Source organism: Geobacillus sp. (assembly GCF_017515625.1).
GTDB classification, from domain to species: domain Bacteria; phylum Bacillota; class Bacilli; order Bacillales; family Anoxybacillaceae; genus Geobacillus; species Geobacillus stearothermophilus.
Window position 1 is genome coordinate 1 of the sequence record NZ_JAFWFM010000148.1, and the last position, 20177, is coordinate 20177.

Sequence of the window (20177 nt, forward strand, 5' to 3'; positions counted from 1 at the left end):
GAACAAATAACAAGATCAAGCTGATGAAACGTCGGGGATACGGATACAGAAATATCCAGCGTTTTGCATTGCGGGTTCGGCTAGAAACAGCTAACATACTTTCATGACAGGTGCAAGTACAACTTTTGGTGATGAACCTTGCTTTTAACGATATATGATGTTGCACTAGAATTTCAAGAATGTTTGAGAAGGTGTGGACGATGACGATCGAATTTCCCTTTTCCGAACTGCTTGAACAGCTGCCGAAGCAGTTTTTCGCCTCGCTCGTGGCGAAAGTCGGTGCGAAGATCAAGGCGGGTTATGATGTGATCAACTTAGGGCAGGGCAATCCGGATCAGCCGACGCCAAAGCATATCGTCGAGGCGATGCAGCGGGCGGCGGCCAATCCGAAATACCATAAATATTCGCCGTTTCAAGGCTACTCGTTTTTGAAAAAAGCCGTAGCGGCGTTTTACGCGCGCGAGTACGGGGTGACGATCGACCCGGCCCGCGAGGTCGCCATCTTGTTCGGCGGCAAAGCCGGGCTTGTCGAGCTGCCGCTTTGCCTCGTCAACCCGGGCGATGTCGTGCTCGTCCCGGACCCGGGTTATCCGGACTATTGGTCGGGAATCGCGCTCGCCCGCGCGCGGATGGAAATGATGCCGCTTGTCGCGGAGAATGAGTTTCTGCCGGATTATTCGGCCATTCCCAGGGCGGCGGCCGACCGGGCGAAACTGATGTTTTTAAACTATCCGAACAACCCGACCGGCGCGACGGCGACGAAGGAGTTTTTTGCTGAAACGGTGGCATTTGCGGAAAAGTACGGCATAGCCGTTGTGCATGATTTTGCCTATGGCGCGATCGGCTTTGACGGCCAAAAGCCGGTCAGCTTTCTAGAAGTGGACGGGGCGAAAGACATTGGCGTTGAAATCTACACGTTCTCGAAAACGTACAATATGGCCGGCTGGCGCGTGGCGTTCGCTGTCGGCAATGAGCGGATCATCCGTGCCATTGAGTTGTTGCAAGATCATTTGTACGTCAGCTTGTTCGGCGCCGTCCAAGAAGCGGCGGCAGCTGCGCTCCTCGGCCCGCAAGACTGCGTCGCGGAGCTCGTTGCCTTGTACGAGGCGCGCCGCAATACGTTTATTCATGCTTTGCGCGCGATCGGATGGGAAGCGCCGGCGCCGTCTGGATCATTTTTCGCCTGGCTTCCGTTGCCAAAAGGCGCATCATCCGCCGAATTTGCCGATCTGTTGCTTGAGCGGGCGCACGTCGCCGTCGCCCCAGGCATCGGTTTTGGAAAACACGGCGAAGGGTATGTGCGCGTTGGATTGTTGACCGATGAAGCGCGGCTTCGCGAAGCGGCGGAGCGGATCGGCCGGCTCGGATTGTTTTGAAAAAAAGAGCGGCAATGAACCGTTGACGGGACAACGTTGACCAGGCTATTTTAAAAAAATGATTGACAACGGCGGCAAAGGCTGTCATAATTCAAAGTAAATTTGCCAATCGTTTGACAAGTGCATAAACGAGCAGGCTTTCTTATCAAGAGCAGGCGGAGGGACGAGCCCAATGAAGCCCGGCAACCGGCTTGGCGCACGCTAAGCACGGTGCTAATTCTTGCAGCGGAAACGCTGGGAGATAAGAAGAGCGCCATGAATGAATGACGCCTCTTCTTAGGAAGGGGCTTTTTTATTTCGCCATATATTGAAAGAGGGATGGACGATGAGTGCAGTCATTGCGACGTATTTGCTTCATGATGAACACGATATTCGCCAAAAAGCGGAAGGAATCGCGCTCGGCTTGACAGTCGGCACATGGACCGACTTGCCGCAGCTAGAGCAAGACCAGCTTCGCAAGCATAAAGGGGAAGTCGTTGCGATCGAAGAGCTTGGCGAGAGCGAGCGGGTAAACGCCTATTTCGGCAAGCGGTTGAAGCGGGCAATCGTCAAAATCGCTTACCCGACCGTCAACTTCAGCGCCGATTTGCCAGCATTGTTGGTGACGACGTTCGGCAAGCTGTCGCTTGACGGGGAAGTGCGGTTGCTTGATTTGGAATTTCCGGAAGAATGGAAGCGGCAGTTTCCGGGGCCGCGCTTTGGCATCGCCGGCATTCGCGAAAAGGTCGGAGTGTACGACCGCCCGCTGTTGATGAGCATTTTCAAGGGCATCGTTGGCCGCGATTTGGCGTATTTGACATCAGAGTTGAAAAAGCAAGCGCTTGGCGGCGTTGACTTGGTCAAAGATGACGAAATTTTGTTTGACAGCGATCGTCTGCCATTTGCGAAGCGCATTACAGAAGGCAAAGCGGCGCTCGAAAATGCCGATAATAAAGGCGTACGTCGAGATCCGTTCGTTGCCGTCGCCATGGCTTTCGGGAATGAGCTCTTTGTAAATGATGAACAGCATCGCCCCGGCGGCAAACGCTAACCCGTATGGAACGAGGCCGCGGAAGAGAGAGGTTAAATAAAAGCCGAGCAAAGACGTCACAATTTCGACCGCGCCGGTTAACGTGGCAATGACAAACGCTTTAAAGCGGCCAATCTGCTGATTGACTAAAAACAAGGCGACCAAAAATCCTTCCGGCGCGTTTTGCAAGCCGATGGCCAATGCGATCAAATTGCCGATTTGCGAAGCGCCGTCTGAGGCGTAGCTCACCCGACTGACAGCCCTTCGGGGAGATTGTGCATCGCAATGGCGGCGATGATGAGCATCGCCTTTTCGTCGAATTGCAAGCCGCTTTTCGTATGCTCCAAGTCGATATGGGGGACGGTCATCTCAAGCAACGTTAACACGAGCACCCCCGCCGCCAATCCGATGGCGAGCGCCTCAAAACCGCCGGACCGCAGGGTCTCGGGAATAAGACTTGTCATCGAGGCCGCCATCATAATGCCGGCTGAAAACGCGAGGAGTACATCGCGCCAGCGGTGGGTGAGCGATTTGGCCATAAACAAAATCGGCACAGCGCCAAGTCCGGTCGATAAGGCGGACAGCACACTGCCGGTCAATACCCCGTTCATCCAATTCCCCCTTCATCAGCCTTTATTTTTTCATATACGCTGTTTCCACAAATGTGACAATCGCCCAAGCGCTGCCCTATAACAAAATTATCATAGCGAAAGGAACGGCCGCTGGCGAGAAAAATGGACCAGCGCCTGGCAAAAACGGTTGCCTGCCTGTTTGCTGTTCAAGTATAATGCAAGTAAGAAATGGTTAAATGCAAAGGGTTGGATGGCATGGAACAAAAAAAGCAAGAACTCGAGCAATCGCTAAAGTTGTTTATCGTATTGTCGCGGGCTTACCGCGCCGTAAGCGACCAAGTGAACAAATCAATCCACTCATTCGGGGTCAATCCGACCGAATTTGCCGTGTTAGAATTGTTATACCATAAAGGGGATCAGCCGCTCCAGCAAATTGGCGAAAAAATTTTGCTGGCGAGCGGGAGCATCACCTACGTCATTGACAAACTGGAAAACAAAGGATTGATCGTCCGCCGCGCCTGCGAAAAGGACCGGCGCGTCACGTACGCGTCCATTACAGAAGAGGGGCGGCGGTTTATTGAGCGCGTATTTCCCGAGTATGCGGAAAAAATTCACGAAACGGTTTCGGCGCTGACGGCGGCAGAAAAAGAGCAGGCGATTGCGCTGCTGAAAAAATTAGGATATGGGGCAAAAACAAGGGGCTGACGCGAGGTCGGCCTCTTTAATTTTGCCGGAAATGGATACGTTATATAAAGAACATACCATAGCCAGCAAAAAAGGAGAGATCACCATTGATGGTTCCAGTAGGGGTATCGAATCGCCACATTCATTTATCAAAAGAACACATGGCGGCGCTGTTTGGCGAAGGCGCCGAGCTGACGGTGCTCAAGCCGTTGTCGCAGCCTGGCCAGTTCGCCGCCAAGGAAACGGTGACGGTCGAAGGGCCGAAAGGGAAAATTGAAAACGTCCGCGTCCTCGGACCGGTCCGTTCGCTCACCTAGCTTGAAATTTCGAAAACCGACAGCTTCAAGCTCGGCGTCGCGCCCCCGGTCCGCTTATCCGGCGATATTGACGGAACGCCGGGCATTACGATTCACGGGCCGAAGGGGACGGTGACCGTCGACAAAGGGGTGATCATTGCCAAGCGTCACATTCATATGACGCCGAAAGATGCCGAGACGTTTGGCGTCCGCGATAAACAAGTTGTGAAAGTGAAAACGCAAGGGGAGCGGGCGCTCATTTTTGACGAAGTGATCGTCCGCGTCAGCGAAGATTTTGCGTTAGATATGCACATTGACACCGATGAAGCGAACGCGGCCGGCTTGAAAACGGGCGATTATGTCGAACTGCTTCCATCGTGAAACCATCCGCGCCAAAGGCGGACAAAGCACCCTCTCGGTACAAACGAGAGGGCGCTTCCCATTAATGCGGCCGCTTCTTCTCTGATGCTAGTGTGCCGACAAGATGAAACGGCGCATCACGCTGAATGGCGTCAATGACGCCGCTGCTGATTTCTTGATGGGTGAGCCAACGCGTGCTGTGCTCTTCGATCACGAAGCCAAGCTGAATTTGCCGGTACAGGCAAGCGGAAGACAAATGGAGTTCCCGCTTTGCCTCGGCCGGATGGGCCCGGCTGCCGGGCACGTGGAACAGACGCCAAGGACCGGGATGTCTGCTATTTTCCCGGATGATGGTCGGAAACGCCTGTTTCCCGTCGCTGTGCACCCATGCGACAACAAGGTCGAAGGCTCTGTTTTCATTGATTGTTTGGTGAATCAAGGAACATAGTACATCATGATCGCGATAATCGACCAAAAGCGGGGTAATGGCCTAAAGATGTGCGGCGCGGGCGATGAGCCGTTCCATCCGTTCCCTGTTCCGGGCGACGATGGATATATGGTACCCTTCTCGCACGAGCCAAAGCGACACGTCGGTTAACATGCCTGTCCCACCGATGACGAGTGCGTACATGGTGGTTCTCCTTTCGGATTAATGCGATGCTCCTTTCAAATAGCGGTCAAACCAGTCGACGATATGGCGAAGACGCTCAAGCCGAAGAGCAGGGTTGCCGGTGCGCGACAAATCGTGGTTGGCGTCCGGAAAGCGGACGAGCTTTGTTTCCCGCCCGAGCTGCTTTAAGGCGACAAACAGCTGTTCGGCCTGCTCAATTGGGCAGCGGTAATCGCGTTCGCTGTGCAAAATCAAAAGCGGTGTGCGCATGTGTTTGACGTATTTGAGCGGCGAATGATGCCAAAGCCGCTCAGCGTCTTCCCAAACGTCGCAGCCGACTTCCCATTTCGTGAAAAAGTAGCCGATGTCGCTCACGCCAGAGAAGCTGAGCCAGTTGGAAATCGAACGTTGAGTGACAGCCGCTTTGAATCGGTCGGTATGCCCAACGATCCAGTTCGTCATAAATCCGCCGTAGCTGCCGCCGGTGACGCCAAGCCGTTCTTTGTCAATAAAGTCGAACTTGCTGATGGCGGCGTCGACGCCAGCCATAATGTCTTCATAATCCATGCCGCCATAGTCGCCGCGCACCGCATTGACAAACGACTGGCCGTATCCGTGGCTGCCGCGCGGGTTCGTAAACAGCACGGCATAACCGGATGAAGCGAGCAGCTGCAATTCATGGAAAAACGTAAATCCATACATCGCATGCGGCCCGCCGTGAATTTCGACGACAAGCGGCGCCTTTTCCCCTTCGTCAAGCTCAGGCGGTTTCATGATCCAGCCTTGAATCTCCAAACCGTCCGCCGATCGATACGTAAACGGTTCGGCATCGGCGAACACCACTTCGTTTTCGAGCGCTTCATTGGCACGCGTAAGCCGCGTTTTCGTTCCATCGGCAAGCGAGACCGCATATAAATCGCCAACGGACGTAGGCGAGCTGATGGCGGCGATGGCTTGCTGTTCACTTGGGTGGATGGCTAAACCGTATAAATGGAAGTTGCCTTCGATCACCGGAACGATCGGGCCGGCGAGCGAGACGAAATACAAGTTGACGCGTCCGCGCTCCAAGGCGGTGACATACAGGCCGCTTCCGTCGCTCGCCCAAATTGGTCCCGGCCCTTTCGCATCAGCGTGTGTGTCGCCGACCATGACATCGCCGAGATGGACATCCCAATCGGCGGTCAACACCCGCTTCGTTCCACGCTCCGGCTCAAAGACGTAAAGCCGGTGAAGCGTAGCCCCGAGATAAGCAAGATCATGGCCGATGGCGGCGAGCTTCGTTCCGTCCGGCGACCAGGCGAGCGAAGCGAATGTGCCGCATCCGTTCGTCAAGTTCGTTTCCGCTTTCGATTCGAGATCAAGCAAAACAATGTCGCGCGTAAAGGTTGTGTCCGGATCCTCGTTTCGGTTGGCGACAAAGGCGAGCGTCCGTCCGTTTGGCGAAATCGCAAACGAACCGATTTCCTCCTCGCGGCCCGTCAACGCTTCGCTTTTTCCTGACAGCACATCGATGCGCGTGAGCACCGCCCGTTTGCCGTCAAGAAAACCCGACGCGTCTGATTTGTAATACAGCCGCTCGACCACGCGCGGTTTCAGGTCGGCTCGCTTCACTTCTACCTTTTCCGGTTCTTCGCGGTCTTCAATCGTTTCATCATCGCCAAGCGTCGTTAGGGTGATGAGAAACGTCCCGTCCGGCGACCAAACGTAATCGCGCACACCGTTTTTGAAAAACGTCAGTTGGCGAGCCTCACCGCCATTGGCGGGCAAAAGCCAAAGCTGTGTGCGTCCGGAGCGGTCAGATAAAAAGGCGATTATTTCACCTCTTGGGGAAAACGCGGCTTCATGTCGCGCCAGCGGCCGAACGTCCATTGACGGACGGAGCCGTCTGCCGCCCATATCCATAAATGGGAGCGGTATTGTTTTTCCTCATCAATCGATTTTTCCACAAACACGGCGCGCGTCCCGTCCGGCGCGTAGTGCGGGTCGCGCACCGAGCGGAGGCGAAGCAAATCTTCCGCCGTTATGCCGCGGCGTTTTGTCGGTTGTTCGTTGTTGTTCATCAGTTGGCCCCCTCTTTCTTTTAAGTAAAATGGAACTACATTGTATATTTCGTCTTCCGAAAGACAAGATCCTGCCTAAAACAGAAAAAACGAACGCCCCCATAATGGACGTTCGCTTTTTGGCTATGCCGATAATTTTTGTTTTTCTTTCGCCTGCTGTGCCGCTTTTTTTACTTGCGGATAGAAGATTAGGCCGCTAGCGAGCAGGACAACACCGAGTAGGAAGGTTTTGATGTCTGCCGTGCCAGCGATAACGACCCAGATCGAATACACCGTCGCTAAGGCCGCAATGATTCCGTCAACCATCCGCTCGCGCGCCTCCATGTACGTTTCGCCGGTGAGCGTGAGTTTCAACTGAAAGACGGAAGAGATCAAATACGGGATGAGGTAGGCGAGCGTAGCGATGTAAATGACAAAATCGAACGCTACCGCCATCGAATGGGAAATGGTCGAGAAAATGAACAGCTGGGCTAATGCATTCGATAGCGTCAACGAGAAGCTTGGCACGTTTTTCTTGTTTTCTCTCAAAAAGGCCGGCAGAAACAGCCCTTGTTTCGCCGCCTGGTACGGCACCTCAGCGCTCAGCAAGATCCAGCCGAGCGTCGAGCCGAGCAGGCTAATGAGCCCAAGACCAGCCAACACGTAGCCGCCCGCCGGTCCGACGATGGCAATGATGGCATCAACGAGCGGTTTTTCCGATTGAATCAGTTCGCGTTGCGGCAAGACGCCCATCACCAAAAAGCTGATGCCGATGTAAATGGCTAAGGCGATGAGCAGGCCGGCGATCGTCGCCCGTTTTACGTCCGCTTGTTTGCGCGCGCGGGAAGCGAACACCATCGCCGATTCAACGCCGACAAACGCCCAGAGTGTCGATAACGCGGCGTTGTTGATTTGTCCAAGCAAACCGATCGGCTGTCCGTCTCCGTCATAACGCGGGGCATCAAGCGGGCCGATGACCGCTTTGTCAAAGGCAAACAAGGCGATGACGATAAATAGGAAAAAGCCAAGCACTTTGGCCGCGGTGGCGACAAAATTCAGCTTGCCAGCGCCTTCTACACCGCGCAAAATGATGATATGCATCCCCCAAAGAAGCGCCGTGCAGACGAGAAAGGTAAGCAAATTCCCAAGCTTTAGCGTAAACGAGCCCATCGTGAGAACGGTTTTGTCGCTCGTTAATACAGGGAAAAATGTCGACAAGTAGCTCGCAAACGTCGTGATGATGGCGACGTTGCCGGCAAAGTTGCCGACCCAGTAGCCCCACGATGACATAAATCCCGATAAAATCGAGAGATTGGAGCCTTTCGGAAACAGCTCCTTCGCGTAAATTTGCGGTCCGCCGCCTAAGTCGGGCTTGCGGATTGCCAAGTTGCCGAAAACAAGCGCCGTCATGAGAACGCCGGCTCCGGTCAGCAGCCAGGCGAGCATCACGCCGATGGGGCTCGAAGCCTCCGCCAACGAGCGCGGCAGCATGAAAATGCCGGAACCAACCATATTGCCCACGACAAGCGCGGTTAACACCCAAATGCCAAGTTTTCGTTGCTGATCCAAGGTCAAAACGCTCCTTTCAAAAAAAAAAGAAAGCACCCGCGCCTCTTCAGCGGGTGCATGATTCGCATCCAACTGAATGGCGATAGCGCTCCATCGCCCAAGGGCGATGGCAGTCCTGCGCCTGTTCGGACGCAGGCCCAGCTTGCGCCGCCGGAGCGCGCCGCAAACTTCGGCGGTGAACCCTTTCCCGCTGCATCATCGACCGCTCCGAGCCTCGACAGCGCTACTTTTGTTCACCGCAACCTCTATCCCATTGAAGTGGAGAGGGGGTATATCGTTGTCGACATTATATTACTCAATTCAACAAAAAACGTCAATTCAATTCAACAAAAAACGTCAATATGTTTTTGGAAAATGTATATGATGCAAAGGTTGCGAAATATGAGTGAAATGATTAGTATAATTTGTGGTGATGAACCCAGAGAATGGGAAATCGAGAAGGATTTTGAGGATTCATGGCGAATAAACAGTAGATCGGCTGAGTGATGAAAAAATATAAAAATGAAAGGAAAGAAGGGACAGAGCATGAAGTTTTCCGAATTTCGTTACGAGCGGCCGGACATCGCTCAATTGCAAGCATCGTTTCAAGAAGCGCTTGATTCGTTCCGCCGCGCCGGGAGCGCCGCCTTGCAACACGAGGCGATGAAGCGGATCAATGAGCTGCGCCGCCGCTACAGCACGATGGCGAACCTTTGCCATATTCGCCATACGATCGATACAAACGATGAGTTCTATAAGAAAGAACAAGACTTTTTCGATGAAACGGAGCCGATCGTCAAGGGGCTTGTCAACGATTATTACCGCGCGCTTGTTTCCTCGCCGTTCCGCGCTGAATTGGAACAAGTATGGGGGAAACAGCTGTTTGCGTTGGCGGAAACGCAACTGAAAACATACGCGCCGGCGATTGTAGAGGACTTGCAAAAAGAAAACAAGCTGGCCAGCGAATATACGAAGCTCATCGCATCGGCGAAAATCATGTTTGAAGGAGAGGAGCGGACGCTCGCCCAGCTGCAGCCGTTTGTCGAGTCGCCGGACCGCACGATGCGCCAACGGGCGAGCGAAGCGCGGTTTTCGTTTTTCACGGACCACGAAAAAGAGCTCGATGAGCTGTATGATGAGCTCGTCCACGTCCGCACAGCGATCGCCCGGAAGCTTGGGTTCAAAAACTTTGTTGAGCTCGGCTATGCCCGTTTAGGCCGGACCGATTACAATGCCGATATGGTCGCAGGCTACCGCCGGCAAGTGAAAACGCACATCGTCCCACTCGCAGCAAAGCTGCGCGAGCGCCAGCGGCAGCGGATTCAGGTCGACCGGCTTACATATTATGATGAGCCGTTCATGTTTCCGAGCGGCAACCCGGCGCCAAAAGGGGACGCCGCTTGGATTGTTGACAACGGCCGGCGCATGTATGAAGAGCTGTCGCCGGAAACCGGCGAGTTTTTCCGCTATATGGTCGAACACGAATTGATGGACCTCGTCGCCAAAAAAGGGAAGGCGGGCGGCGGCTATTGCACGTATATCGATGATTACAAGGCGCCGTTTATTTTCTCGAACTTTACCGGCACATCCGGCGACATTGACGTATTGACCCATGAAGCCGGACATGCGTTCCAAGTGTATGAAAGCCGTCATTACGACATTCCGGAATACAACTGGCCGACGCTTGAGGCGTGTGAAATCCATTCGATGAGCATGGAATTTTTCACATGGCCGTGGATGGAGCTCTTTTTCGGCGAAGACGCCGACAAATACCGGTTCGCCCATTTGAGCGACGCACTTTTGTTTTTGCCGTACGGCGTTGCGGTCGATGAATTTCAGCACGCTGTCTACGAGAACCCGGATATGACGCCGGCTGAGCGGAAGAGTGTCTGGCGCAACATCGAAAAAGCGTATTTGCCGACAAGAGACTACGCCGGCCATGACTACCTTGAGCGCGGCGGGTTTTGGCAGCGGCAAGGGCATATTTACACCGATCCGTTTTATTACATCGATTACACCCTTGCGCAAGTGTGCGCGTTCCAGTTTTGGAAGCGGGCGCAGGAAGACCGGGAATCAGCCTGGCGCGACTATGTGGCGCTTTGCCGATTGGGCGGCAGCCGGCCGTTTACTGAGCTCGTCAAAAGCGCCAACCTAAAGTCGCCGTTTGCTGACGGGGCGGTCGCTTCGGTCGTCGGCCATATCGAGCGGTGGTTGGACAGCGTCGATGACAAAGCCTTGTAAAAAGAAGCAAAGAAGGCGGGCGGGAACAGCACCGCCCTGCTTTTCTTTATCATCTCGCGCCGAGAAGACCCCCACTTCCACGTGTTGGGCGGGGATGGCTTGGTTGACAGCCTGCTGTGGGGCGGGTGTTTCCAACAATCTCTCACCTCAAAGCTCAAGCGTAGGTGGGAGAGCGTTCAATTTGAAAACTTCTATCAAACTGGGGAAAAGGGGGAAAACGATGATCCGTAAAGCCACATGGGTCGACGCACTGGCCATCGCTTCGGTCCACGTCGAAAGTTGGAAGACGACGTACAGCGGCATCGTGCCGGACGCGTACTTGGAGACGTTGGCAGTGGGAGAAAAACAAACGTTATGGGAGAAGGTGCTCCGCCAATCGGACCATTCCGTGTTTGTCGCCGAGGAAAACGGACGCGTCGTTGGATTCGTCTCCGGCGGACCAAATCGGGCAGCCGACGGTCTGATAGCGAAGTATGACGGGGAGCTGTATGCGATTTATTTGCTTAAAGAGGTGCAAGGAAAAGGGCTCGGCCGGCAGCTCGTGCAAGCGCTCGTCGGCGATTTGACGCAAAAAGGCATTCATTCGCTGGTCGTCTGGGTGCTTGCCGACAATCCGTCACGCGGTTTTTACGAACGGCTTGGCGGTGAAAAACTGGCCGAGGAAAGGGTGGAAATCGGTGGAAAAGCATTATGGGAGTGGTGCTACGGCTGGCAAGACATGCAAACGATGAACGAGTAGAGGGGCTGCCGACAGTTCGGCAGCTCAAAAAATTTGTTTTGTGAGTGATTACTCACTTTACAAAAAGGTTTATCTTTTTTATACTATATATGAGTGATTACTCACTACTATGCAAAAGGGAGAAAAGCAATGACCGCCAATCCATGTATTCAAGTCGAGCGTGTCTCCAAGCGGTTTGGAAAAAAAGTAGTCATCGACGATGTGTCGTTGGAAGTCCAGACGGGGGAAATATTCGGCCTGCTCGGCCCGTCGGGGGCGGGCAAGACGACGTTGGTGCGCATGATCGCCGGCATTGATGCGGCGAGCGAAGGGACGATTCGCGTGCTCGGCGTGAATATGCCCAATCTTGGCGCCATGAAGCGGATCGGCTTTATGGCCCAGTCGGATGCCCTGTACGGAGAATTGACTGCGCTGGAGAACATGCAATTTTTTGCTTCCATCTACGGGTTGCGAGGGAAAAAACAAAAGGAGCGGATCGATGACATGTTGGCGCTTGTCAACTTAACGAATGATCGAAAAAAGCTGGTGCACCAATATTCAGGAGGGATGAAACGTCGGTTGTCGCTGGCGATCGCCTTGCTTCATGAACCGGACGTGCTTATTTTGGATGAGCCGACGGTCGGCATCGATCCGTTGCTGCGCCAATCGATTTGGGCGGAGCTTGAGCGGATTCGCCAGCGCGGCACAACCATTGTCGTCACGACCCATGTGATGGATGAAGCGGAAAAGTGCGGGCGGCTTGGCATGATTCGCGAAGGCCGTCTGATCGCCGTCGGCCGCCCGGATGAATTGAAACAGGAAGCAGGCGCGGAAACGATTGAGCAAGCGTTTTTGACGTTTGGAGGTGTCCGTCGATGAGAGTGTTGGCCATTGTCGTCCGCATCATCCGCCAGTTTTTCCGCGACAAGCGCACGCTGGCGCTCATGATTGTCGCGCCGATGTTCGTCTTGTTGTTAATGGATTTGGTGTTTAATGGCGAAGAATACAAACCAGCCATTGCCGTCAGCGAACACGTGCCTGAGGTGGTTGTTGACAAGTTGAAAGAAGCAGGAGCGAACGTGAAAGAGCTGTCAGCAAAACAAGCGCGAAAGCAGCTGGACGATCAAGACATTGACGCGTGGCTTGACATGAGCGGAAGCGCTCCGCACCTTACGCTGGAAGGAAGCGACCCGACGGCCAATCAGGCGGTGATGGTCGCGGTGCAAAAGGCGTTTCAGTCCATGGCGCCCAAGCCCCCGTTTCAGCTGAAAACAACGTATTGGCACGGATCAAGCGACATGGCGTCATTTGATTATTTCGGCCCCGTGCTGATCGGCTTTTTCGTCTTCCTTTTTGTCTTTTTGATTGCTGGAGTGTCATTTTTGCGCGAGCGGACGAACGGGACGCTCGAGCGGCTGATGGCGACGCCGCTCAGGCGCTGGGAAATGGTCGCCGGCTACATGATCGGGTTCGGATTGTTTACGACGATTCAGGCAAGCTTAATTTCATGGTTTGCCATTGATGTGCTCGACATGATGATGGAAGGTTCGTTCGGGTATGTGCTGCTCATTACGTTTTTGTTGGCGATGACGGCGCTTGCGCTTGGGATGCTGCTGTCGGCGTTCGCCAACAACGAGCTGCAAATGGTGCAGTTTATCCCGCTTGTCGTCGTGCCGCAAGTGTTTTTCTCGGGTTTGTTCAATCTCGACACGATGGAACAATGGCTTCGTTCCTTAAGCGTCATCATGCCGCTCACCTACGGGGCGGATGCGCTGCGCGATATTATGGTGCGCGGAGAAGGTTTTAGCGCCATCGCCGTGGATGTGTACGTGCTGCTTGGCTTTACGATGCTGTTTATGCTATTAAATGTAGTAGCATTGAAAAAATACCGCAAGCTGTAAGGAGTAGAGTCATGAGCGAGCATTCATGGATTCAGGAATTGCTGCAAATCGGCGGCAAGGAAGGGCAGTTCAGTGAAAAGCAGCTGAAAATTTTGGAAGCCGCAGTGGAAATGTTTGCCGAAAAAGGCTATGCGGCGACTTCCACGAGTGAAATCGCCAAAAAGGCCGGGGTGGCGGAAGGGACGATCTTCCGCCATTATAAGACGAAAAAAGATTTATTGCTGGCCATCGTCACGCCGACGTTGTTTCATTCCGTCGCCCCGTTTTTGGCGAAAGAATTCGTCCGCGAAGTGTTTGACAACGAATATGAGACGTACGAACAGTTTTTGCGCGCGGTGCTCGCCAACCGCTACACCTTTGTGAAAACGTATTTGCCGGCGATTCGCGTGCTTTGGCAGGAGGTTGCCTTTCATTCCGAGATTAAACAGTGCTTTCAACGCGTGTTTACCGAGCACGTGTATCCAAAATTCGCCCGCATTGTCCGCCATTTTCAAGAAAAAGGTGAGTTGGCCGAGCTGCCGGTCGATTCGGTCATCCGCTTGACGATCACATCGCTCGCCGGCTTTTTGGCCGCCCGCTTTCTCCTTTTGCCTGACCACAATTGGGACGATGAGGCGGAAATGGAGCGGACGATTCACGTGTTGATGAACGGTCTGCGGCGCTAACCGGCCGGCTTCCGCGTGGGAGCCGGCCTAGCTGTTTTTCTTAGCATAATCGAGGATGGCTTTCGTAAATTGTTTGAAATCATCAAGATGGTGTTCGACGATGGCTTGCAAGATGCCAAGGTTCAGTTGTTGATAGTCGTGAACGGCGATGTTGCGGAATCCGACCATCGCCTTCATCTTTTTGCTTATGGAAGGGGAGATGACCCCATGTTCTTCGAGGAGAGCGAATGCATCGCGGCTATGCTGCGGCAATCCGAATTTCTGCTCGGCCACAATATGCATGGCCAAATCGATGCATGCCTCGCACGCCCGCTGTAAATTCAGAACGATCGAATCTTGTTTTGTGTAATTTTGTAAATTTTTTGGATCGCCGTTATATTCTTCACGAATTCGTTTCAGGCAGCGTTCGATCACGCTGATCTTGTTTAAAATGACATCACTTTTCATATATGCTCCCGCTTTCCGTAATTTGTTTTAACACCGGTGCTCTCTCTTCGTTTAGTTTCACATACATTTTCAATGTTTTCATTTCGAACTCAGCCCGTTTCCGCTCGTCGCGGCAATCAATGGCTTTTCCCGTCGAGACGACTTGCGCTTGAAACACCGTGCTGGCTTGGCGCAAATCGACAAGATCGACATCTCGCCCTAACTTGTCAGCCAAATGCCCCGCGAGCCGAAACAGCTCATACGGATCATGCGGTTCGCCGTCGCTGACAAAGGCGATATCGACATCACTGTCCGGGCGCATCGCCCCACGGGCGGCTGAACCGAACAGGTAGATGACGAACGGGTGAAGAGCCGGGCGGAGCGTCTGAATGATGATCGTCTCCATTTCGTTTGGCAATCGCGATGCCCCCTTGCGTTTTTCTTCATTATAGCAAAATCTTAATAGCAAAATCTTATTGTTCTTGGCGAAAAGATGGAAAAAGAAAAAGGGATGGCGATGATGCGCCAATCCCTCTGAGCGAAAGAAGCAGGGGATGATTGATTCATTTCCTCCTTACATACAAACTTCGGGGCGGCTCTTTTTGCTGCTCTTCCCTAAAACACTTCCTCACCCCGAAAACGGGATGGGGCGATGTTCGAGTCATTCGGGTGATGGATGATATAGGTGTGCGCGTTGGGCGTTAAGCTACAATTAGGCGATTTCCGCCACAATGGCATTGTCCTTGACATCGATACGGATCGCACGCACCGATTGATCCGCGTCAAGCAGGCAGTCGGCGATGTTGTCTTCGACATGCTCTTGGATGACGCGGCGGAGCGGGCGGGCGCCGAAGGCCGGATGGTAGCCAAGTTCGGCCAGTTTTTCTTTCGCCGCTTCGGTCACTTCGAGTTCGATGCCTTGTTCGCGCATCGCTGCTTTGACGTCAGCGAGCATTAAGTCGACGATCTCAAGCAAGTGTGCTTTTTCGAGCGGCTTGAACTCGATGATGGCGTCGAAGCGGTTCAAAAATTCCGGCTTGAAGTAGGCGCTCAAAGAGTCAAGGACGCTTGTTTGCCCGTTGCCCTCTTTTTCAAAGCCGACGGTGATTTTTTTGTCGGTCACCCCAGCGTTGCTTGTCGCGATGATGACCGTGTCTTTGAAGCTGACGGTGCGGCCTTGGCTGTCGGTTAAGCGGCCGTCTTCCAAAATTTGCAAGAAGATGTGCTGTACATCCGGGTGCGCCTTTTCAATCTCGTCAAGCAAGATGATGCTGTACGGGTTGCGGCGCACTTTTTCCGTCAGCTGGCCGGCTTCTTCAAAGCCGACATAGCCCGGCGGCGAACCGATCAGCTTCGAGACGGAATGTTTCTCCATGTATTCGCTCATATCGAGGCGAATCATGGCGTCTTTTGTGCCAAACAGCTCTTCAGCGAGCGTTTTGGCGAGCTCCGTTTTCCCGACGCCGGTCGGGCCGACGAACAAGAACGAACCGATCGGGCGGTGTTTCGCTTTCAAGCCGGCGCGGCTGCGGCGAATGGCTTTGGCGACTTTTTTCACCGCTTCCGCTTGGCCGATCACTTTTTTCGCCAAGTGTTCTTCAAGATGTTTCATTTTTTCTTTTTCATCGGCTTGCAGCTTGCCGACCGGGATGCCGGTTTTCTCGGCGATGATTTGTTCGATGTCGGCGGCATCGACGACAGGGCGTTCTTGGTTGACGCCTTGCTCGAGTTGTTTTTCGAGCTTCAGCTCTTCATCGCGCAGTTTCGCCGCCAATTCGTAGTTTTCTTCTTTCGCCGCTTGTTCTTTTTCTTTCGCGATTTGCATCAACCGCTCTTGCAGTTGTTTTTCATCGGTCGGACCGAGGCGCAAGTTCGCTTTCGAGCCGGCCTCGTCAAGCAAGTCGATCGCCTTGTCCGGGAGGAAGCGGTCTTGAATGTAGCGGTGCGACAGTTTCACGCACGCTTCGATCGCTTCATCCGTATAGCGGACATGGTGGAATTGTTCGTATTTCGGCTGGATGCCTTTTAAGATGACGATCGCTTCCTCAACGGTCGGCTCGTGGACGATGACCGGTTGGAAGCGGCGCTCAAGAGCCGCGTCTTTTTCAATTTGCCGGTATTCTTTGAGCGTCGTCGCCCCAACGACTTGCAGTTCCCCGCGGGCGAGCGCCGGTTTTAAAATATTGCCGGCGTCCATCGAGCCTTCAGCGGCGCCAGCGCCGACGAGCAGGTGGATTTCGTCAATGAACAAGATGATGTTTTTCCGCTCTTGCAATTCGGCGATGAGCCGTTTCATCCGCTCTTCAAATTGACCGCGGATGCCGGTGTTGGCGACAAGCGACGCCACATCAAGCAAGTACACGTCTTTGTTCAATAGTTTTTCCGGCACTTGCCCTTCGGCGATTTTCAGCGCGAGCCCTTCAACGATGGCTGTTTTCCCGACACCCGGCTCCCCGATCAACACCGGGTTGTTTTTGTTGCGGCGGTTTAAAATTTCGATCACGCGGGCGATTTCTTTGTCGCGGCCGATGACCGGATCGATCAAGCCCGCTTTGGCCATTTGCGTCAAGTTGCGGCCGAATTGATCCAAAAATCCACCGCCATGGCTTTGCGGGCGTTTCGCCATCGTTTTCGGCGCGCTCATTCCGGCGTTGGCGGCTGTGAACGGGCTAGTAAAGAAGTCATCAAAGGAAAACGGCGAAAAGCCGAAGTTCATTGGAATGGACAGTTGTTGTTTTTGCTTTTCATAGCATTCATGGCACAGGTGAAGTTGTTGTTTTTCCCCGTTCCATTGCAAGTTGACAAACACTGTTGCTTCACGTTGTTGGCATGCTTGGCAGCGCATGAGGCATACCCCCTTTTCTCTTATTCGGGATTTGACTTTGACTTTCTTTGACCTTCCGACTTTATTATACTTTGACCTTTTTTGACTTTCAAGTGTTTTGTACAAAAAAATTGTGATAACGATGAAATGTTTTTGAAAAAATGGTGAATACTAATGTAGTTGCGGCAAAACTATGATAGAGTGAAAAACAGAAAAAGAGGCGGAAAAGACTCCGTCTTTGGTGCTCATGATGATCATGAATTTGAAGGAAAAAGGAGAAAGGTGAAGATGAGAAGACAGGTTGGTTTCGCGTTTGCTGTTGTACTTTTGGGGATGATGATCATGGTTGCTTGTACAAATCACAACAAGAAAGCCGAGACGCCGGCCGTGCTTGACGTGAAAATCGATGCGCCGGATCATATCGATTTGAACAAGCCGACCAAGCTCGCCTGCGTCGTGACGTACGGCGGTGAAAAAGTGGACGATGCGAGCGAAGTCAAGTTTGAAGTATGGAAACACGGAAGCAGCGAGCGGGAAATGCTTGAAGCGAAGCATGACGGCGATGGCCGCTACTCGGTGGAAAAAACGTTTACCCAAGCGGGAACATATTCGGTCGTCGCCCATGTGACGGCGCGCGATATGCATAACATGCCGAAAAAAGATATTGTCGCCGGCAACCCGGAACAGGCGGCGACGGCCGACGGTGCGAGCGAAAATTCCCAAGGCAGTGCTGAAGAACACCATCATGGCACCGTCGCCATTTCGCTGTCGTCCCGTTCGTTCGAAGCCGGAAAACCGGCGGCGTTGACCGTCCGCCTCTCCAAAGATGGGAGGCCGTTGACAGGTGCGACCGTTCGTTTTGAGATTTGGCAGGCGGACAATAAGCATGAATTTGTCGATGCAAAGGAAAAAGGAAACGGCGAGTACGAAGCCATGGCCATGTTTGCCAACAAAGGAACGTATTCGGTGAAAGTGCACGTCGAAGGAAGCGGCGGGCTGCACGAACATCAAGTCGAACACGTGACAGTTCATTGATGGAAACGCGATTTCACATCGCATGCCATATTAATGAAGAGAGTTTGCGGTGTGTGAGAAGGCATCTTGTCTCGGATGCCTTCTTTTTTCGTTCTGTCGTCTTTCTTGTCCATGCCGGACATATACATATATATGGAAAAGCAACGGACAAGGAGGGAGATGGAGGATTTGGGCAAGAGACACGATTGGTCGGAGGCGTGGCAAATCGCTGCTGTTTACGTTGGAACGGTGATTGGGGCAGGATTTGCGACCGGAAGAGAGATTATGGAATTTTTCACTCGTTATGGGACGGCTGGAACGGTTGGCATCATCATCAGCGGTTGTTTGTTTATATGGGGGGGCGCGCGGCTCATGGTGATGGCGCGCCGCATTGGAGCCGCGTCCTATGATGAATTGAATCGCTATTTGTTCGGAAGAATGTTGAGTCCGTTTGTGACGCTTGTGATGACGGCGATGATCGCGGGGGTGACGGCGGTGATGATCGCCGGGGCGGGTGCCGTGTTTGAAGAGCAGATCGGCTGGCCGAGACAGGCGGGCGTCACACTGACGCTCGGTTTGGCGCTTCTTGTCATGTTGTTTGACCGCAAAGGGCTGTTTGGCGTCAACGTGTTCGTCGTGCCGATGATGATGATCTTGAGCGTTGCCGTATGGATCAAAATGATGATGGCTGGAGACTTATGCCGGCCGGATATAGCGGCATCGGATTATTCACTGAAGGCAATGTTGTCCCCGTTTTCGTATGCGGCGTTTAACTTGGCGATGGCGCAAGCGGTGTTGGTGCCCGTTGCCCGCGAAGCGGCCAGTGAGCGGGCGGTGAGGCGCGGAGCGATGTTGGGTGGGGGGATCCTAACAGGGTTGTTGCTTCTCAACCATATTGTGTTGCTGTCGTTTCCGCAAAAGGATGGTTACGATATTCCGATGGCCGAAGTAGTTCGTGCGTTTTTTGCCATGCTATATTGGTTGTATGTCGTCGTCATTTACGGAGAAATTTTTACCTCGGTCATCGGCGGCTTGTTTGGGCTTGCCCGTCAAGCGCGCATTTGGGTGCCGATCAGTGGAAAAGGGATCGGCGTGCTGCTCGTGTTGGTGTTTGTCGCGGTCAGCCCGTTTCGCTATGGGGAGTTGTTGTCGTTTCTTTATCCGCTGTTTGGCTACATGAGCCTGATGTTATTGTGGCTCCTTTGGCGCCGCAAGCTGCCGCGTTAGCAAACAGGCCCTTTCGCTTTCCCTGCCTCTTCTGTTCTGGTGCGGGGGTGAAAGGGCTTATTGTTTTTCCGTACACCGCCCACCCAATAGGCATTCCCTCGCTTTCATTGCATTTCGCAAAACGGGGGCTTTTTTCGAGATGGTCCTCCCGCATGCGGATGTTGAAAGCATGATTACGAGCGAAAACGGGCGATCATCGCTTCCAAATTGCGGGCTGCGTCGGCCAGGGCGTCAGCTTCTCCCGCCAGTTCATGAAGAGCGAGTGTTTGCCGCTCGAGCCCCGCCTCCGTCTCTTGCACCATATCGGAAAAGTCGGCCGTTTCTGTCATTTTTTTCAACGCTCGTTTCGACCGACGCTGTTTCGTCAGTTCGCTCATAGACGATTCTCTTTTTTTTATTTATCTATTTTCAATAATATATAGAATATTTTGTCTAATCAATAAGATGAAAGGGGGATGCATAAAAATATCGATCGATTGGAAGACTATGCCGTAAACGGAAAGGCGAGGGGATGTTCGTGGGTTTATTCCTGAATCCGTGATAAAGACGCGTTCAAAGCTGCCAAGAAAACTGGATCAATCAACAAAATATTGCACTCGGGGTTCTTCACCTAATAGGTGAACATTCGAAATGGAGTCGAAGTCTCGACACGATTGGGTTTCCCAGC

17 protein-coding genes, 4 pseudogenes and 2 riboswitches are annotated in these 20177 nt (G+C 53.1%); of the genes and pseudogenes, 12 read left to right on the forward strand and 9 right to left on the reverse strand.

All coding sequences use genetic code 11. From position 1 onward, the window contains the following. The 3 genes and pseudogenes from IKE44_RS08795 to mtnW form a co-directional block, all read left to right on the forward strand. The coding region (locus IKE44_RS08795; protein WP_287465619.1) for a transposase at positions 1–107 on the forward strand (107 nt) is incomplete at its 5' end. 93 nt (positions 108–200) lie between these two features. Then, complete coding sequence (locus tag IKE44_RS08800; protein WP_033015817.1) at positions 201–1376, forward strand: pyridoxal phosphate-dependent aminotransferase; 1176 nt, start codon at positions 201–203, stop codon at positions 1374–1376. Positions 1377–1515: 139 nt separating this feature from the next. After that, a riboswitch (SAM riboswitch) is annotated at positions 1516–1624 on the forward strand. A 77-nt stretch (positions 1625–1701) separates the two neighbouring features. Beyond that, positions 1702–2295, forward strand: a pseudogene (gene mtnW, locus IKE44_RS08805) (2,3-diketo-5-methylthiopentyl-1-phosphate enolase); the annotation flags it as partial. Here mtnW and IKE44_RS08810 read toward each other — a convergent pair. Continuing rightward, positions 2296–2996, reverse strand: a pseudogene (locus IKE44_RS08810) (ZIP family metal transporter); the annotation flags it as partial. It abuts the pseudogene before it with no gap. Positions 2997–3212: 216 nt separating this feature from the next. Between IKE44_RS08810 and IKE44_RS08815 the strand changes: the two are divergent. Next, the gene (locus IKE44_RS08815; RefSeq protein WP_049625078.1) at positions 3213–3662 is read left to right on the forward strand and encodes a MarR family winged helix-turn-helix transcriptional regulator; all 450 of its coding nucleotides are present in this window, start codon (positions 3213–3215) and stop codon (positions 3660–3662) included. A gap of 89 nt (positions 3663–3751) precedes the next feature. Continuing rightward, positions 3752–4318, forward strand: a pseudogene (locus tag IKE44_RS08820) (phosphate propanoyltransferase). A 61-nt stretch (positions 4319–4379) separates the two neighbouring features. Here IKE44_RS08820 and IKE44_RS08825 read toward each other — a convergent pair. The 4 genes and pseudogenes from IKE44_RS08825 to IKE44_RS08840 all read right to left on the reverse strand — a co-directional run bounded on the left by IKE44_RS08825 (position 4380) and on the right by IKE44_RS08840 (position 8515). Beyond that, positions 4380–4772, reverse strand: coding sequence for a Rossmann-fold NAD(P)-binding domain-containing protein (locus IKE44_RS08825; protein ID WP_259463352.1), 393 nt, complete (start codon positions 4770–4772; stop codon positions 4380–4382). Between the two features lie 15 nt (positions 4773–4787). Then, entirely contained in the window at positions 4788–4928 is a 141-nt protein-coding gene (locus IKE44_RS08830) for a Rossmann-fold NAD(P)-binding domain-containing protein (RefSeq protein ID WP_230847097.1), read from the reverse strand. Positions 4929–4946: 18 nt separating this feature from the next. Next, a pseudogene (locus IKE44_RS08835) lies at positions 4947–6967 on the reverse strand (S9 family peptidase). 123 nt (positions 6968–7090) lie between these two features. Then, positions 7091–8515: an amino acid permease gene (locus IKE44_RS08840; RefSeq protein ID WP_049625503.1), complete on the reverse strand. Its 1425-nt coding sequence runs from the start codon at positions 8513–8515 to the stop codon at positions 7091–7093. Between the two features lie 75 nt (positions 8516–8590). After that, positions 8591–8771, reverse strand: a riboswitch (Lysine riboswitch). 269 nt (positions 8772–9040) lie between these two features. On the opposite strand from IKE44_RS08840, the gene IKE44_RS08845 reads away from it, so the two are divergent. The 5 genes from IKE44_RS08845 to IKE44_RS08865 all read left to right on the forward strand — a co-directional run bounded on the left by IKE44_RS08845 (position 9041) and on the right by IKE44_RS08865 (position 14019). Continuing rightward, entirely contained in the window at positions 9041–10735 is a 1695-nt protein-coding gene (locus tag IKE44_RS08845) for a M3 family oligoendopeptidase (protein WP_033015851.1), read from the forward strand. A gap of 220 nt (positions 10736–10955) precedes the next feature. Then, positions 10956–11474: a GNAT family N-acetyltransferase gene (locus IKE44_RS08850; protein WP_033015854.1), complete on the forward strand. Its 519-nt coding sequence runs from the start codon at positions 10956–10958 to the stop codon at positions 11472–11474. A gap of 129 nt (positions 11475–11603) precedes the next feature. Then, entirely contained in the window at positions 11604–12332 is a 729-nt protein-coding gene (locus IKE44_RS08855; protein ID WP_049625072.1) for an ABC transporter ATP-binding protein, read from the forward strand. After that, the gene (locus IKE44_RS08860) at positions 12329–13354 is read left to right on the forward strand and encodes an ABC transporter permease (RefSeq protein ID WP_287465660.1); all 1026 of its coding nucleotides are present in this window, start codon (positions 12329–12331) and stop codon (positions 13352–13354) included. Before IKE44_RS08855 ends, IKE44_RS08860 begins: the two co-directional genes overlap by 4 nt. Positions 13355–13365: 11 nt before the next feature. Further along, positions 13366–14019 (forward strand): TetR/AcrR family transcriptional regulator, encoded by a 654-nt coding sequence (locus tag IKE44_RS08865; protein WP_033015860.1) that lies wholly within the window; start codon positions 13366–13368, stop codon positions 14017–14019. A gap of 27 nt (positions 14020–14046) precedes the next feature. Here the strand turns inward: IKE44_RS08865 and hepT are convergent, their stop codons facing one another. From hepT to IKE44_RS08880, 3 genes are all read right to left on the reverse strand, one after another. After that, the gene (gene hepT, locus IKE44_RS08870) at positions 14047–14466 is read right to left on the reverse strand and encodes a type VII toxin-antitoxin system HepT family RNase toxin (RefSeq protein ID WP_014195290.1); all 420 of its coding nucleotides are present in this window, start codon (positions 14464–14466) and stop codon (positions 14047–14049) included. Continuing rightward, a complete protein-coding gene (gene mntA, locus IKE44_RS08875; RefSeq protein ID WP_031212949.1) occupies positions 14456–14851 on the reverse strand; it encodes a type VII toxin-antitoxin system MntA family adenylyltransferase antitoxin in 396 nt (131 codons plus the stop codon). The genes hepT and mntA overlap by 11 nt, the downstream gene beginning before the upstream one ends. Positions 14852–15157: 306 nt before the next feature. After that, positions 15158–17290 (reverse strand): ATP-dependent Clp protease ATP-binding subunit, encoded by a 2133-nt coding sequence (locus tag IKE44_RS08880; RefSeq protein ID WP_033015862.1) that lies wholly within the window; start codon positions 17288–17290, stop codon positions 15158–15160. A gap of 267 nt (positions 17291–17557) precedes the next feature. On the opposite strand from IKE44_RS08880, the gene IKE44_RS08885 reads away from it, so the two are divergent. After that, complete coding sequence (locus IKE44_RS08885; protein WP_033015863.1) at positions 17558–18304, forward strand: FixH family protein; 747 nt, start codon at positions 17558–17560, stop codon at positions 18302–18304. Positions 18305–18463: 159 nt separating this feature from the next. Then, positions 18464–19510: a YkvI family membrane protein gene (locus tag IKE44_RS08890; RefSeq protein WP_049625071.1), complete on the forward strand. Its 1047-nt coding sequence runs from the start codon at positions 18464–18466 to the stop codon at positions 19508–19510. A gap of 173 nt (positions 19511–19683) precedes the next feature. Here IKE44_RS08890 and IKE44_RS08895 read toward each other — a convergent pair whose 3' ends face one another. Beyond that, positions 19684–19887, reverse strand: a complete 204-nt coding sequence (locus IKE44_RS08895) for a hypothetical protein (RefSeq protein ID WP_033015868.1) — start codon at positions 19885–19887, stop codon at positions 19684–19686. Positions 19888–20177 lie beyond the last annotated feature (290 nt).

Coding starts and splice junctions, on each gene's coding strand:
- IKE44_RS08800 (WP_033015817.1), top strand. CDS start 201: ATGACGATCGAATTTCCCTTTTCCGAACTGCTTGAACAGCTGCCGAAG.
- IKE44_RS08815 (WP_049625078.1), top strand. CDS start 3,213: ATGGAACAAAAAAAGCAAGAACTCGAGCAATCGCTAAAGTTGTTTATC.
- IKE44_RS08830 (WP_230847097.1), bottom strand. CDS start 4,928: ATGTACGCACTCGTCATCGGTGGGACAGGCATGTTAACCGACGTGTCG.
- IKE44_RS08845 (WP_033015851.1), top strand. CDS start 9,041: ATGAAGTTTTCCGAATTTCGTTACGAGCGGCCGGACATCGCTCAATTG.
- IKE44_RS08850 (WP_033015854.1), top strand. CDS start 10,956: ATGATCCGTAAAGCCACATGGGTCGACGCACTGGCCATCGCTTCGGTC.
- IKE44_RS08855 (WP_049625072.1), top strand. CDS start 11,604: ATGACCGCCAATCCATGTATTCAAGTCGAGCGTGTCTCCAAGCGGTTT.
- IKE44_RS08860 (WP_287465660.1), top strand. CDS start 12,329: ATGAGAGTGTTGGCCATTGTCGTCCGCATCATCCGCCAGTTTTTCCGC.
- IKE44_RS08865 (WP_033015860.1), top strand. CDS start 13,366: ATGAGCGAGCATTCATGGATTCAGGAATTGCTGCAAATCGGCGGCAAG.
- hepT (WP_014195290.1), bottom strand. CDS start 14,466: ATGAAAAGTGATGTCATTTTAAACAAGATCAGCGTGATCGAACGCTGC.
- mntA (WP_031212949.1), bottom strand. CDS start 14,851: ATGGAGACGATCATCATTCAGACGCTCCGCCCGGCTCTTCACCCGTTC.
- IKE44_RS08880 (WP_033015862.1), bottom strand. CDS start 17,290: ATGCGCTGCCAAGCATGCCAACAACGTGAAGCAACAGTGTTTGTCAAC.
- IKE44_RS08885 (WP_033015863.1), top strand. CDS start 17,558: ATGAGAAGACAGGTTGGTTTCGCGTTTGCTGTTGTACTTTTGGGGATG.
- IKE44_RS08890 (WP_049625071.1), top strand. CDS start 18,464: ATGGAGGATTTGGGCAAGAGACACGATTGGTCGGAGGCGTGGCAAATC.
- IKE44_RS08895 (WP_033015868.1), bottom strand. CDS start 19,887: ATGAGCGAACTGACGAAACAGCGTCGGTCGAAACGAGCGTTGAAAAAA.